The 13,696-nt window shown below is 48.8% G+C and carries 13 protein-coding genes and 1 riboswitch; of the genes, 8 read left to right on the plus strand and 5 right to left on the minus strand.

Translation table 11 applies throughout. From position 1 onward, the window contains the following. Positions 1-118: 118 nt before the first annotated feature. From ACR6HW_RS11435 to ACR6HW_RS11455, 5 genes are all read left to right on the plus strand, one after another. The gene (locus tag ACR6HW_RS11435; protein WP_455727858.1) at positions 119-1,075 is read left to right on the plus strand and encodes an ABC transporter permease; all 957 of its coding nucleotides are present in this window, start codon (positions 119-121) and stop codon (positions 1,073-1,075) included. Further along, on the plus strand, positions 1,065-2,006 hold the full coding sequence (locus ACR6HW_RS11440; RefSeq protein ID WP_455727859.1) for an iron chelate uptake ABC transporter family permease subunit: 942 nt from the start codon (positions 1,065-1,067) through the stop codon (positions 2,004-2,006). Before ACR6HW_RS11435 ends, ACR6HW_RS11440 begins: the two co-directional genes overlap by 11 nt. Further along, on the plus strand, positions 2,003-2,758 hold the full coding sequence (locus ACR6HW_RS11445; RefSeq protein ID WP_455727860.1) for an iron ABC transporter ATP-binding protein: 756 nt from the start codon (positions 2,003-2,005) through the stop codon (positions 2,756-2,758). The genes ACR6HW_RS11440 and ACR6HW_RS11445 overlap by 4 nt, the downstream gene beginning before the upstream one ends. Before the next feature lie 39 nt (positions 2,759-2,797). Beyond that, a riboswitch (cobalamin riboswitch) is annotated at positions 2,798-2,979 on the plus strand. A gap of 146 nt (positions 2,980-3,125) precedes the next feature. Next, entirely contained in the window at positions 3,126-3,974 is an 849-nt protein-coding gene (locus ACR6HW_RS11450; RefSeq protein ID WP_455727861.1) for a YitT family protein, read from the plus strand. Between the two features lie 14 nt (positions 3,975-3,988). Then, positions 3,989-4,552, plus strand: a complete 564-nt coding sequence (locus ACR6HW_RS11455; protein WP_455727862.1) for a radical SAM protein — start codon at positions 3,989-3,991, stop codon at positions 4,550-4,552. A 186-nt stretch (positions 4,553-4,738) separates the two neighbouring features. On the opposite strand, the gene ACR6HW_RS11460 is transcribed toward ACR6HW_RS11455, so the two are convergent. The 5 genes from ACR6HW_RS11460 to ACR6HW_RS11480 all read right to left on the minus strand — a co-directional run bounded on the left by ACR6HW_RS11460 (position 4,739) and on the right by ACR6HW_RS11480 (position 8,733). Further along, on the minus strand, positions 4,739-5,785 hold the full coding sequence (locus tag ACR6HW_RS11460; protein ID WP_455727863.1) for a zinc-binding metallopeptidase family protein: 1,047 nt from the start codon (positions 5,783-5,785) through the stop codon (positions 4,739-4,741). A gap of 69 nt (positions 5,786-5,854) precedes the next feature. Further along, positions 5,855-7,234 (minus strand): alanine/glycine:cation symporter family protein, encoded by a 1,380-nt coding sequence (locus ACR6HW_RS11465; RefSeq protein WP_455727864.1) that lies wholly within the window; start codon positions 7,232-7,234, stop codon positions 5,855-5,857. A gap of 337 nt (positions 7,235-7,571) precedes the next feature. Continuing rightward, a complete protein-coding gene (locus ACR6HW_RS11470; protein WP_455727865.1) occupies positions 7,572-7,910 on the minus strand; it encodes a DsrE family protein in 339 nt (112 codons plus the stop codon). A gap of 73 nt (positions 7,911-7,983) precedes the next feature. Continuing rightward, the gene (locus ACR6HW_RS11475) at positions 7,984-8,226 is read right to left on the minus strand and encodes a hypothetical protein (RefSeq protein WP_455727866.1); all 243 of its coding nucleotides are present in this window, start codon (positions 8,224-8,226) and stop codon (positions 7,984-7,986) included. A gap of 24 nt (positions 8,227-8,250) precedes the next feature. Then, positions 8,251-8,733 (minus strand): glycine/sarcosine/betaine reductase selenoprotein B family protein, encoded by a 483-nt coding sequence (locus tag ACR6HW_RS11480; protein ID WP_455727867.1) that lies wholly within the window; start codon positions 8,731-8,733, stop codon positions 8,251-8,253. 265 nt (positions 8,734-8,998) lie between these two features. On the opposite strand from ACR6HW_RS11480, the gene ACR6HW_RS11485 reads away from it, so the two are divergent. The 3 genes from ACR6HW_RS11485 to ACR6HW_RS11495 all read left to right on the plus strand — a co-directional run bounded on the left by ACR6HW_RS11485 (position 8,999) and on the right by ACR6HW_RS11495 (position 13,632). Further along, on the plus strand, positions 8,999-9,334 hold the full coding sequence (locus ACR6HW_RS11485; protein ID WP_455727868.1) for a winged helix-turn-helix transcriptional regulator: 336 nt from the start codon (positions 8,999-9,001) through the stop codon (positions 9,332-9,334). 67 nt (positions 9,335-9,401) lie between these two features. After that, positions 9,402-10,415, plus strand: coding sequence for a threonine aldolase family protein (locus ACR6HW_RS11490; protein WP_455727869.1), 1,014 nt, complete (start codon positions 9,402-9,404; stop codon positions 10,413-10,415). 676 nt (positions 10,416-11,091) lie between these two features. Next, positions 11,092-13,632: an S-layer homology domain-containing protein gene (locus ACR6HW_RS11495; protein WP_455727870.1), complete on the plus strand. Its 2,541-nt coding sequence runs from the start codon at positions 11,092-11,094 to the stop codon at positions 13,630-13,632. The last annotated feature ends 64 nt before the right edge of the window (positions 13,633-13,696 follow it).

The following is a 13,696-nucleotide window of genomic DNA, read 5'->3' on the forward strand; positions in this document are numbered from 1 at the left end:
CGAATGTCTTTCGGCAAAAAGTGTTTTAGGGCCTTTGTGTATGAGGGCAGTTTATCAAAAATGCAGAGATTGGCGCATAGATAGCGCCTTGCAGAGAAAGGGTGTAAACGTGAACAGAGTGAGGAAAGGATTACTGCTCATCGCCGTTTTGGCGATGGCGGCATTGTCGTTGAGTATCGGAGCACAGGAAATCGTCTGGTCGGATGTAGCGGATCCGGCGTCGATTTCCCATGTGATGTTCTTTAAAAGTCGCGTGCCGCGTACGTTGAGTATCGTCATCGCGGGCTTTGGCATGAGCATATCGGGCCTTATTTATCAGCAAATCAGTCGCAACAAATTTGTATCGCCGACCACTGCGGGATCGGTGAGCGGTGCGCAGCTGGGCATCGCTTTATCCATCGCCTTGTTTGGGAATTTGCCCACAGTGGGGAAAATGGGGTTTGCTTTTGGGTTCAGTTTGCTCGTGACGGGGATTTTTATGGCGATTATGAGCCGATTGAAGTTTAAGGAGCGGATTTATGTGCCGCTTTTGGGCATGATGCTCGGCAGCTTCGTCAGCGCCATCACGACATTTATCGCCTATAGAAGCGATGCGCTACAGGTTTTACAGGGCTGGTTTTTAGGCAGTTTTTCTCTTGTGACGTCCGGACGCTACGAGTTGCTCTGGCTCGTCGTCCCCGCCATTTTGCTCTCCTATCTGTATGCAAAGGCGTTTACAATAGCCGGAATGGGTGAAAATTTTGCAGTCAACTTAGGGCTCAATTATCAAAAGGTTGTGGGCATCGGCATGGGGCTGATTTCCCTTGTGAGTGCGTCAGTGGTCATCGTCGTCGGTAGCATTCCCTTTTTAGGGTTGGTCATTCCCAACCTGGTCTCTCTTTACGCAGGGGACAATCTCGAAAAGAACCTTTTGGATGTCGGGCTGTTGGGAACGCTCTTTTTGTTGGCGAGCGATGTGCTCTGTCGCCGCATCATCTACCCGTATGAACTGCCGATTGCACTGGTTGTCGGCGTACTGGGATGCGGTATTTTCTTAGGACTCGTCATCAGAAGGGAGGTGCGCCATGCGGCGTAAAGGACTGATTCTCTTAGGGGCAACTGTTACAGTCGTCTGTCTGATGATGTTTTGGAACCTCAATTTCGATATTATCGACTACATTATTAAAAAGCGTTCCGTTAAATTGCTGGCCATGCTGGTCGTGGCTGTGGCGACGGCAGTTTCCACGCTGGTTTTTCAAACGATTGCCACCAATCGCATTTTGACACCTTCTGTGCTGGGGCTAGACGCGCTTTACGTGTTGTTCAACTTATTGATGGTGGTGGTATTCGGTGCGTACACCCAGTGGGTGCACAACCCGTACCTGAATTTTGCGGCATCCGGTTTTTTAATGATGTTGTTTGCACTGCTGTTTTACAAGGTTATTTTTAGGAAGATTAAATCCATTTACACCATTGTCTTAATCGGCGTTATCATGGGGACGTTTTTTTCAAGTATCACAGGGATGCTTCAAATTCTCATTAATCCCGATGAGTTCAGTCTCGTTATGGACAAGCTCTTCGCCAATTTTGCCGATGTAAAAGACACGCTCTTGTATTTGTCACTGGGGATTGTGGCGGTCGCCACAGGACTTGTTTACCGATCTCGCCACGAGCTGGACGCCATGAGCCTTGGAAAGGATCATGCGCTCAACCTCGGCATCGATTACGATCGGCGCGTAATGGGGTATCTGATGCTCGTGTTCCTGCTCGTGGCTGTGGCCACGGCATTGGTCGGGCCGATTACCTTTTTAGGCTTTTTCAGTGTCAATATGAGCAAGACGTTGTTTAAGACCCATCGTCACGATGTGTTGTTGTTCGGGACGGTCTGCGTTGCGGTGATGATGCTGTTTTTGGGGCAGTTCTTTGTGGAACACCTCTTTAATTTCGGCATTCCGGTGAGTGTGGTCATCAACCTCGTGGGCGGCGGTTACTTTATCAGGTTGTTATTAAAGGAGAATAAGAGATGATTCAGTCAAATGGGTTAACCAAGCGCTATGGCGAGACGGTTGTGGTGGATGGCGTAAGCCTATCTATCCCAAAGCAGAAAATTACGTCGATTATCGGGCCCAATGGAGCGGGGAAGAGTACGTTTTTGGGGATGGTGAGCCGTACGCTTGAAGCCAGCGGCGGGTCGGTGAGTATCGACGACGTGGGTCTCTCCGGTTGGGATTCTACGGAACTGGCCAAGCGCCTCGCCATTATGAAACAGTCGGAGTCGATTTCGGTTCGGATTACGGTTCAGGACTTTGTGAGTTTTGGTCGCTATCCCTATTCAAAAGGGCGCCTCAAGCCCGAGGACCACGAGAAGATTGAGGACGCTCTGCGCTATATGGATTTAGACGCTTTTAGAGGGCGTTACATCGACGAGCTGTCGGGGGGACAGCGCCAACGCGCGTATATTGCGGCGATTTTGGCACAGGATACGGACTACATTCTTTTAGACGAGCCGCTGAACAACCTCGATATGAAATACGCTTCGGAGATGCTTAAAACACTTAGGCGGTTGGTGGATGAAAAGGGCAAGACCATCGCCATTGTTATTCACGACATCAATTTTGCCGCGTGTTACTCCGACCACTTGGTGCTGCTTAAAGACGGTAAGCTCGCCGCCGAGGGGCCGGTAGAGAAGGTCATGCAGTCCGACGTGCTGGAAGCTATTTACGAAATGCCTTTTAAAGTGTTTCAAATGGATGGCAAATGCCTCTGTGCTTATTATTAGTATTGACAATATGAGGTATTTAATGCTATCTTTATAGTACAAGTCAATAAGGCTATTGGTGCAATACACGTATTGCTTAAAAGGGAAGTTTGGTGAAAATCCAACACGGTCCCGCCACTGTAAGAGAAGAGCTGTTTTTAAAGGCCACTGTGCTGTGCATGGGAAGGCAAAAACGGCGTCGACGCTCGAGTCAGGAGACCTGCCAATGGTAACAGCGCAATAAGTCTCACGAGGATGGGAGGTGTTTAAATGATGAAACCGACGTTTCTTTTGTTTAAATTACCCTCTTCACATGGTGAAGAGGGTTTTTTTAATGACGCTTAACCGCCGTATGTCTTAGGGATTAACTTATTTAAGGAGGCATAGGGTGAAGAAGACGATTCAATCGTATGGGTTAATACATTTAGGGTTATTGGTTATGGCTGCCGGTCTGTATTTCTTTTTGATTCCTGCAGACCTTGCTGTGGGTGGGATCACCGGATTGGCAATGGTCATTCAATACTTTTTTAAAGGGGTCAATCTCGGCGTGTTGATGCTGGCGTTTAATGTGATTCTATTCGGACTGGCTTTTATTGTCATCGGCAGAGCTTTTGGTGGTAAAACCATCTATTGCAGCTTTTTGCTTTCGGGGATTATCGGTTTTTTTCAATGGCTGTTGCCACTGGAGGGCCCGATTGTCGACGATTTGATGATGAACTTGATTTTCGGCATTCTCATACAGGGCATCGGCATGGCCATTATCTTTTATGAAAATGCGTCCACAGGCGGCACAGATATCGTCGCCAAAATCATCAACACGTTTACGAGGATTCCCATTGGGAAGGCGCTCTTTCTATCAGACGCGTTGATTACCCTTGGGGCGGGGGCAGTCTTTGGCATAGAATTGGGGCTGTACGCTTTTCTCGGAATTTTAATCAACGGGCTCATTATCGACCAAGTCATCGCCGGGCTCGACAAAAAGGTTCAGGTATTTGTGATTTCAGAGGCATTTGAAAGCATCAACGCCTATGTTAAAAACGATTTGGTACGCGGCTCCACGGTGTTTACAGCCACAGGGGGCTATACCAACCGACAAAAGAATATTTTAAATGTCATTTTGACAAAAAAAGAGTATATGCGCTTGAGGCATTATATAAAAGAAGTGGATCCCAACGCTTTTGTGACGGTGAGTTTTGTACACGAAGTGTTTGGCGAAGGCTTCGGCTTAACCGGATGAGAGGAGGACCGAACATGAAAGTCAAGCAATTTGTACCGTGTTCGTACACGGATTTTCCAGGGTTTGTGGCCTGTGTGGCACATCTCGGATCGGTGATAAACTTGAAAGATTATTGGAACGAACACAAGATTATACGTTATCTCATGGAAAACAAGCAGCTGGTAGACGGTATCGTCCTCACCGGAGACGAGCCGACGCTGGATATGAGTGTTTACAATTTCTGCAAACGGGTTAAACCGCTGGGGTTTAAAATCAAACTGGACACCTGCGGCACCGGCCCGGGAATTTTAAAGCGTTTAATAGACGAGGGGCTGGTGGACTACATCAGCATGGAGCTGAAGGCGCCGCCTGAAAAGTATCTGAGCCTCACGGGGACGGAGTTTTCGAAAGTCAAAGAAGCGTACCGATTGGTGCGGGGGTTTGAGCATCACGAGTTCAAGACCTATGTCAGCGATGCGCTAGATCTCAACGATATTCAAAAGATTTCGGCGCTTACAGACAAGGAAAATTACTTTCTCAGCGGTAAAGGCGACATCATCAGATGGTCGCACGACCTCGGCATCAGAGCGAGAATTTAGCTGTTACCAGACAATCTGTTGTCATCACAAGCATCTGTCACAGGCCGTGCAGATGTGCCCAAATACTGTTCGCAAAGTTTGTCCTCAACCGACGAGTGAACTGTTGTCAGGTATTGTTGTGATATAAAAAGGACTTATCCGCGGCGCCACGCGCCGGGATAAGTCCTTTTTTTATGAAGAGCGGTGTTAAATTTCTACAGGGTAGAGGTTCTCTTTCCCCGTCATGTCTTTAATCATGTCGACGATGAGGCGCACTTCTGCGTCGATGTCGTCGAGGCTCACCACTTCACTTGGCGAGTGCATGTAGCGTAGTGGCAGGGAAATCAGTGCCACTGGGACGCCGTCACCTGTGAACCGGATGCGGTCGGCATCGGTGCCTGTCGCTCTCGGCGTGAGTTCGATTTGAAGGGCGTGGTCGTGTTTCTCTGCAGCGGCAGTAATCAAGCCGTTGACTTTGACGCTGATTTGAGAGCCCTTTGAAATGACCGGGCCGCCGCCGAGTTTGACATCGCCGTCTCTTCTGGCGCTGCTGTCCGACTCGTCTGTGGCAAATGTCACGTCCAGTGCGAGACCCATCTGCGGTTTGATTCTCGACGCAGCAAAGTAGGCCCCGCCCATGGTGGTCTCTTCGTTGACAGTGCTGACGCCGTATACGCCGACATTTAAATTTTCTTTGCTCAGCGCTTTGATGACTTCACCGACGATGTAGGCGCCGGTTCTGTTGTCAAGGCCTCTGGCGGCAATGCGGTTATTTAAGAGGTACGTGTAATCCACATCGTAGATGATGTAATCGCCGACGGCGACGATGTCTTTCAGTTCTTCTTTTGATTTCGCGCCGACATCGATGGTGAGATCTTCAGCTTTGATGCTGTCCTTTGCGCCACCTTTGTGCTGTGCCTTGACGCCGACGACGCCGTGGAGCACTTTTTGACCTAAGACGCGGACGCGGTTGCCCAGCGCCACTTTAGGGCTGATGCCACCGGCTTCAGTCACATAGAGGTAGCCGCGGTCGTCGATGTGTTTAACCATAAACGCGATTTCGTCACAGTGTCCCGCGAGCATCACTTTAAAGTCTGCCTCGGGGTTTAAGACAGCAATGGCGTTGCCGGCAAAATCCACCTCGATTTTATGCGCATACGGCTTCATTTCTTCTATCCAAAGTTTTTGAATGGCCGCTTCATCACCTGAAGGCGACGGACATTGGATTAATTTTTCTAAAAATGCGTTGTTCATTTTCTCGCCTCGATTCTTTTAGATTCAGTACTCTCTTTAGTATAATGTTTTTTCTGTCGGTGTGCAATGTTACTTGCGAGGCTCGAGTTTCTCCACATTGGTTTCGTAGTCGTTTAAAATCTTGACGACAATGCCGGTGAGGCATACGATACCGATGAGGTTTGGTACCACCATAAGGGCGTTGAACATATCGGCCATTTGCCAGACGACGTCGACGTTAAACAGTGGGCCGACGACGATGCACGCCAGTACCATCGGTCGGTAGACGTGAACGCCTTTAGAGCCGAAGAGGTACTTGACGTTCTGCTCTCCGAAGAAATACCAGCCGATAATGGTGGAGAAGGCGAAGAAGAACAGACAGATGGCGATAAAGTAGTTCCCGAAATCGCCGAAAGTCGAAAAGCCGACTCTAAAGCCCTCTTGGGTCAGTGCGGCACTGGTGAGGCCGGTGTCTAGGACACCTGTCGTCAAGATGACGAGGGCGGTAATGGTACAGACGATGCCCGTATCGATGATAACACTGATAATGGAGACGAGACCTTGTTCACCTGGGTGCTTGACCTTTGCCACGGCGTGGGCATGTGGTGTAGAGCCCATACCGGCTTCGTTGGAGAAGAGGCCTCTGGCGACACCAAAGCGCACAGCTTCTTTAACCGTTGTCCCCACGGCGCCGCCTAATGCCGCCTGTGGCGTAAAGGCGCTGACAAAGATCATTTTAAGTGCCGGTAGCACATTTTCCGCATGTAGGCCAATGATGGCAATCCCGCCTAAGATGTAAAGTGCAGCCATTACCGGCACAACGCGCTCAGTAAAGGCGCCGATACGGGTGATGCCGCCGACGAGAATTAGAGCGACGAGAACAGCTGTAAAGAGACCGATGGCAATCGGTGGCACCGGAAGGACTTGCTCAATGGCCATTCCCAGCGAGTTGGACTGTACGATGTTGCCCATGAGGCCCAGCGCCAAAATAATGGTGATGGCAAAGAAGCCCGAGAGCAGCTTGGCCACGGTTTTGTTTCGAATCCCCTTTTTAATATAGTAAGCGGGGCCGCCGGTGAACTCGCCGTCGCGCACTTCTCTGTATTCTTGCGCGAGAACGGCCTCTGCAAAGATGGTTCCCATGCCGAAGAAACCACTGATCCACATCCAAAAGATGGCGCCCGGTCCCCCGGAGACAATGGCTGTGGCGACACCGGCGAGGTTTCCGGTACCCACCTGAGCGGCGATGGCGGTGGCCAGCGACTGGAAGGAAGACATCCCTTTGGTACCGTCTTCAGACTCCGGTTTTTTAAAGAGTTGTCGCGCAGCGGCTTTTACTTTTCGGAGTTGTAAAAATCGGAGCTTAAATGTAAACCATATCCCGGTTCCTAGTAGGAACGCGAGCATTAATGGGCCCCATAAGACATCGTTAATCTGTTTTAAAATGGTGAGCATTTGTTCGGTGTTCATTTTTTCCCCTCCTAATTTCAATTTGATGTTCCATTGTGCTTATTTACTTATAAATTATTCTTTATTATAAGTTAAATTAATACTACCACACTCTTGTTAAATTATCTACAATATTTCACGCTTTTCCTGAAAAATTCAGAAAAAAACAAAATATTACACCACCGACTTTATGAAAAGGAAAGGAGTAGAAGCCGCATCACACCCGTGCAGAGTTCTTTTGGTCACAACTGCTGGAAAGAGAAAACGCCGATGCACGCATTTTAATTGCGGCACACGGCGGTATTCTGACGATGCAAACGGCGCGGTGCGCCTGATATACCTCAATCGAACCTCATACTTAGAGGGTGAGGACGTGGGCTTTGGACTTTAGAGCTTCTGAAAGCGGCACGCCCATGTAGTCGACGGTGACGCCCAGGTTTTCGAGTTTTTCTGTGACGCCGTAGCGCTCGGTACAGACGCGGCACGCTTTGACGTCGACGCCGATGTCCAGCGCTTTTTCCACCAGTGCCTGAAGGCCTTCGTCTTCGCTGAGACATTTGGAACTCGGCCCCCATATAATGAGTTCAGCGCGTTCAAACCAGCCGTTCATTTTGGCGTTGATGAGATAGAGAAAGAGCATTTCTTCTGCGACTTCTCTATCTTTTGTCGTCCACAATACCGTCAGTCGTTCAGTCATAGTATCCTCCTTGTGTGCATAGTCTTTGCGGCGTTAAAAGTTCTCGACACGGCTTTGCATTGTCGTCGATAAATTAGTCATTAAAAGGCATTTCGATTTTTTTAATCTGACCGGCGTGTTCGCTGGTCAGCAGATGTTCCAGTGCTTCTGATAAAACGGTCTTTTGGGTTGTACTGTCGTGCGGTGCGCCGAAGGGTGCGCCAAAAGGCAAGTTGCTGAGGAGTGTTCTCGGCGCCATGGTGAGGTGGCTCATCTCTTCAAAGACACTAATGGTAATGGTGTGAATCCCCTCGCGTTCGAGGACTCGTGCGATCAATCCCACGGATTGATGGCAAACCGGTCAAACCGGCGCGAGGAGCACGGCGTCGACCTTTTGACGTTTAAAGTGTTCGGCAATAGCCGCCGAAGTGTCGTTGATGAGTTGGTCGGTTTTGAGGATAAACCCCGAGATGCTGATGTGGCTTTCTGCGATGCCGCCGATGCATCCGTCGTTTTTAAAGTCCTCCAAATGCGCAAATGGCACGGCGACGTTTAAATCGGCTTCGATGTACTTGTGGTCGTAGTGCGTGTGGGCGATTCTGAGCGTCTCGTGTGTGGCGAGGTGCGGAACGACTCTAAAGGTCGCGTCGCCCTTGGAATCTTCTGTATCGAAAGGTTCTTCGCCTTCTACATAGATGCCGGAAGAAGTGACCACTCCGATTTTAAGTTTTGATAAAGGCTTTTCAAGAGGCGCGTAGGGCGTCCTGATGTTCCGATTGTCGACGAATTTGAATTTGCGATCCACTTTGAATTTTAAGAATTTTTCAATCATTTTTAACTGCATGTTATCGCCTCCCTTAACTTTTTTGAAAAACAGCCGTTAACTAGGATATAAAAACCACGACGGAGTGTTGGATTTCAGCATACGCGATGGATTCGGTGGTTAAATGGGCACATAGGTTCTTTAATAGCATAATTATTTGACGCAACGCCGTGATTGATTATAATTATATGTAAAAGATAACGGATTTCAATACCGCACATTTAGGTAGCTAAGTTACTTTTATGTGACCTTTAGGTGTTTTGCAGGCGATGAGAAGGAGAAGAAAATGAAAATTAAGAAGGAGACCTACACCTGTCCAATGCTGTTGACCCGAGATCTTGTCGGCGGCAAGTGGAAAATTTTAGTGCTTTGGCGGCTCAGCAAGGGGACGAAGCGCTTCAGTGATTTAAAGCGAGAAATTCCCAAGATTACCCGCAAGGTGTTGACCGAGCAACTAAAGGACCTCGTCGAAGCAGCACTTGTACACCGAGAAGCGTATGCAGAAGTCCCGCCGAAGGTCGAATACAGTTTGACGAACAAAGGCCTTGATTTTGTCCCCGTTCTCGACGCAATGGCGACTTGGGGCACCGCTTATCTGGAAGATGTCGACGGTGGTATTTAGGGATTTCGATGGGGTTCAAAAAGCGTTATAATGAGGAGAGAAACTCACTGTTAGGAGCGTGAAAAAAATGATTAGTTTTAAGAATGACTACAGCGAAGGGGCACATCCGAGTATCCTCGAACGCCTCGTCGCAAGCAATGGGCAACAGGAAGAAGGCTATGGCTACGACAGCCACAGCACGCGCGCACGCGCACTTATCGGCGATGCCGTGGACGATTCGAAAGCGTCGGTGCACTTCGTCGCAGGGGGAACGCAGGCGAACTACATCGCCATAGGAGCGTTTTTAAGGCCTTTTGAGGCGTGTATCAGTGCGGCGACGGGACACATTGCCGTCAATGAAGCCGGCGCCATAGAGCACGCGGGACACAAGGTGATTACGGTGCCTTCAGAGGACGGCAAAATCACTTCGGGTCAAATCGAGGCGGTGGTTGCCGCACATCCCAATGAACACGTGGTAAAGCCGAAGCTCGTTTATATTTCACTTTCCACTGAACTGGGGACGGTGTACACCCGCGACGAACTCGAAGCGCTCTACGCTGTTTGTCAGGCCAAGGGTTTGATTTTGTATATCGACGGTGCGCGCATTGGCAATGCGATTGCCTACGAGCCGGCACAGCTGGATTTTAAATGCATCTACGCGTACAGCGACGCCTTTTTTATCGGTGGGACGAAAAACGGCGCTCTCCTAGGCGAGGCCATTGTGATTAAGTCGTCGGCGTTAAGCGATGATTTCAGCCGCCACCTCAAGCAAAATGGGGCGCTTTTGGCAAAGGGACGCGTCGTGGGCATCCAGTTTGAAACACTCTTTGAATCGGGGCTCTACCTTCAGCTTGCGTCTTGGGCCAACGAGCGGGCACAGCAACTCGCCGAGGGACTTAAAGCGCGCGGCATTCAGTGTTTGGTGGCATCGCCTACCAATCAGGTCTTCCCGATACTCCCGAATGAAACGGTGTCTAAACTGCGGTCAGAGTACGCGTTTCACGACTGGAAGGCCATTGATGAATCGCATACGGCGGTGCGGTTTGTAACGTCTTGGGCGACTTCTGAAGCGTCTGTATCCGCTTTGCTCGAAGCGCTGTAGGGGAAGGGCTGAATGCCTTTTTGCCAGTGTGGCTATACGGTGTAAAATAAGAAAATACTTTTGCAATCTTGAACTGTCCTTTGCCGTGTAGACAAGCCATTAAAGTTTAAGCATCAATAAGTGCTTGGTTTCGATATCCCATCGAAGCCAAGCACTTTCCTTTTTTTGACTTCTTTTTTGCTGCATGCCACTGTCTCCAAGTTTTTTTGAATCCACAGGGTGGTGTACTCAGGGTAATGAAAGTGTCGTTTGGTTGAAGGGCTTAATAAAGACAGCCATTGGATTTGTTTGTCAACATGGGCGCACGGTGGTAGTGGGAGAGAGTGTTTGTCCTCATAGAGTTTCACAATAAGGTTCTGTAGCTGTTAAAACCGATACTCCTTTGCCATACGAGCGGTTTTAGCGGCTGGATCAAGTCAAGTGCATTTTGTGTCTGCATTATGATGCAAGAAATCAGTTGTTGGGAACAAATATGTTTTTATGAGAAGAAATTCCATTATAATAAAATGCAATTTTAAGTGCGATGGAGGGGATAGCCACAGCAAATGTTTTTTTGTGGGGTTTAGGGGTATCGTATGTTGTTTGAAAAATGTGATTAAAACAAGGAGGTACAATGAATCGAAAAGTTGTTGCAAGTCGTATAGGCTTCTATGGAAAAAAAACTAAATGGCTAAGTATGTTGTTAGTCTTGACGCTTTTGTTAAGTACCACAACACCAATGGTAGCCATGGCAGTCACCACCTCAGAGGAGATAATAGAAACGGGAACGCCACCTGTCCCCGAAGATGCAGTGGAAGGTGAAGGTACAGCAGTTCCCCCTACAGAAGGCGACACTGTCCCAGAAGGTGTTGTAGAGGGCGAAGATACAGCGGTTCCCCCTACGGAAGGCGATATGGCCCCTGAAGATGCAGTGGAAGGTGAAGGTACATCGGTTCCCCCTACAGAAGGCGATACGGCCCCTGAAGATGCAGTGGAAGGTGAAGATACATCGGTTCCCCCTACAGAAGGCGATACGGCCCCCGAAGATGCCGTAGAAGGCGAAGCGGTAGATCGTGTTTCAGAGCCCTCGAAAGTTATTAATGAGTTAGGAAGAATGACAGATACGCCAGTGGCTGAGCAATTTAACCTCCCCTTGGGAGAAACGTATTATTTTGATTTGTCTGGCGAAACTGGGGATGTTGGTAGCATTAATATGGGTTATCCAGGAAGTCTTGCGAGTATTCCAGACACCAGCTTACACTATGTGCCCTTTACCTACGCAGGTACAATAGAGGCTTATAGTCTTGACAGCAGTAGTAATGGAATTGTTACAACTGAGGAAATGGCAAATTCAAACCAAGCCCTTCGCAGTCTCTTTCTATCGGATTATAACGTCAGCCTCAGCCACACGACAAGTTGGAATGATTTAAATGCAAGTGACCTCATTTTTGGTAAAGACTTTGATACCCATTACACTTTGCGTTCCTTAAGTGTTGGTAATGGGAGTGGGAATGGAGGTGTGCCAGCTAATAATGAATGGGATCAACTTTTAGCAAAAGAGTCAGCTTTCATCAAAAAATGGTCTAATGTGTATTCTTGGGGACAAGATACTGATGCTCATTTTGAGGATTTTCGCGCGCATCGTGGTCACTCGGTCGCCGCCGATTGGAATACCGGTAATGCTACAACTCACTATTACCTCATTGGCTGGCGCCCCGCCCTTGAAGTTCTGAACGCTGGCTCATTGGGCTCTGACGGCTTGAAGGCAGTGACCCTTGACCTTAACGGCGGCAGTTTCGTAAGTGAACGCGACACTATTGGAGCTGTGGTTACCACAGTAAACACTGTCAACATCGTCTGTGCCGGCGACAGTTTTACGGCAACAAGCAACGTAGGGTTAACACGCCCTAATGGTAATACAGACACTTATTTTAAATGGAATACTAAAGCGGATGGTAGTGGCACTTACTATGATGTCGGTGAGAGCGTGCCCAGCACGGTTACCACTTTGTACGCACAATGGGCACCACCACAGACACATGCCATTACTGTAGTAAATGGTTCTTCGGATAAGCCAGTTGCCGAGGCAGGTGCAACAATTACGCTTACAGCAGATTCCCCTGCAAGTGGACAGGTCTTTGATCAATGGACAAGTGCAGATGGCGTGACCTTTGCCGACAAGACGGCTACAAGTACAACTTTCACCATGCCGGCTAAAGCGGTGACGGTGCACGCAACTTATAAAGAAGCACCACCACAGACACATGCCATTACTGTAGTAAATGGTTCTTCGGATAAGCCAGTTGCCGAGGCAGGTGCAACAATTACGCTTACAGCAGATCCCCCTGCAAGTGGACAGGTCTTTGATCAATGGACAAGTGCAGACGGCGTGACCTTTGCCGATAAGACGGCTACAAGCACAACTTTCACCATGCCGGCTAAGGCGGTGATGGTGCACGCAACTTATACAGGTGAGGGTACAGGTAACGGTACAGGTGATGGCGACTTAGCCGTTGACCCTCCAGAGACCTTCCCAGAAGGAGACGAAGCAAGTCGTGTCGAAGCGGGCGACGGGGGCACACTTGCGCCAGTGCTCAACAACAGACCTTATATCGTGGGCATGCCTGACGGGACCTTCCAGCCGGATAAGCTGTTGACACGTGCAGAAATCGTGGTGATGTTCGACCGCTTTTACCAACTGGAAGAAGACTATGAGGTGTTGGAAACGTACAACTGCTACAGCGATGTAACCCCTTCTGCATGGTACGCAGATGCTGTGAATCGAATGACCCAGCACGGTTTGGTTAAAGGCTATTTGGACGGTACCTTTAAACCCCATGCGACGATTACTCGAGAAGAATTGGCTCAAATTATCTACAATCAGCTCGATATCGATGCCTGTTATGAGCGAGAGCGCGTCGACCCCATGGACACTTATATGTACAATGACATCAATGGTCTTTGGTCGACACGGGCTATAGTGGGACTTCAGTCGCGTGGTTTGCTAAACGACTTAGCACAAAAACGCTTTAACCCCACAAAACCTGTGACCCGTGCAGAGACAGTTGTCGTGCTCAACCGCTACTTTAAATACGATGGTGCCAGTGGTGATGTCATAGATTTTAAGGATATTCCACAGGATTCAGAGTTGGCACCTGCAGTTGCTATGGCACATAAAGGCAACATTGTGTATTCACCATTTATAGAAGATTTAGTTCAGTGTGATGATTGCAATTAAATATGAGGGGTGTTAGTTAAAAAGGTGTTGTTGCAAATTGATAGGATAAGCGACAGCACCTTTT

The organism is Fusibacter sp. JL298sf-3, assembly GCF_053842995.1.

What these genes read in the sequence shown, in the direction of transcription:
- ACR6HW_RS11470 (WP_455727865.1), bottom strand. Translation starts at nt 7,910, where the DNA reads ATGACTGAACGACTGACGGTATTGTGGACGACAAAAGATAGAGAAGTC.
- ACR6HW_RS11490 (WP_455727869.1), top strand. Translation starts at nt 9,402, where the DNA reads ATGATTAGTTTTAAGAATGACTACAGCGAAGGGGCACATCCGAGTATC.
- ACR6HW_RS11445 (WP_455727860.1), top strand. Translation starts at nt 2,003, where the DNA reads ATGATTCAGTCAAATGGGTTAACCAAGCGCTATGGCGAGACGGTTGTG.
- ACR6HW_RS11495 (WP_455727870.1), top strand. Translation starts at nt 11,092, where the DNA reads ATGTTGTTAGTCTTGACGCTTTTGTTAAGTACCACAACACCAATGGTA.
- ACR6HW_RS11440 (WP_455727859.1), top strand. Translation starts at nt 1,065, where the DNA reads ATGCGGCGTAAAGGACTGATTCTCTTAGGGGCAACTGTTACAGTCGTC.
- ACR6HW_RS11460 (WP_455727863.1), bottom strand. Translation starts at nt 5,785, where the DNA reads ATGAACAACGCATTTTTAGAAAAATTAATCCAATGTCCGTCGCCTTCA.
- ACR6HW_RS11485 (WP_455727868.1), top strand. Translation starts at nt 8,999, where the DNA reads ATGAAAATTAAGAAGGAGACCTACACCTGTCCAATGCTGTTGACCCGA.
- ACR6HW_RS11480 (WP_455727867.1), bottom strand. Translation starts at nt 8,733, where the DNA reads ATGCAGTTAAAAATGATTGAAAAATTCTTAAAATTCAAAGTGGATCGC.
- ACR6HW_RS11455 (WP_455727862.1), top strand. Translation starts at nt 3,989, where the DNA reads ATGAAAGTCAAGCAATTTGTACCGTGTTCGTACACGGATTTTCCAGGG.
- ACR6HW_RS11465 (WP_455727864.1), bottom strand. Translation starts at nt 7,234, where the DNA reads ATGAACACCGAACAAATGCTCACCATTTTAAAACAGATTAACGATGTC.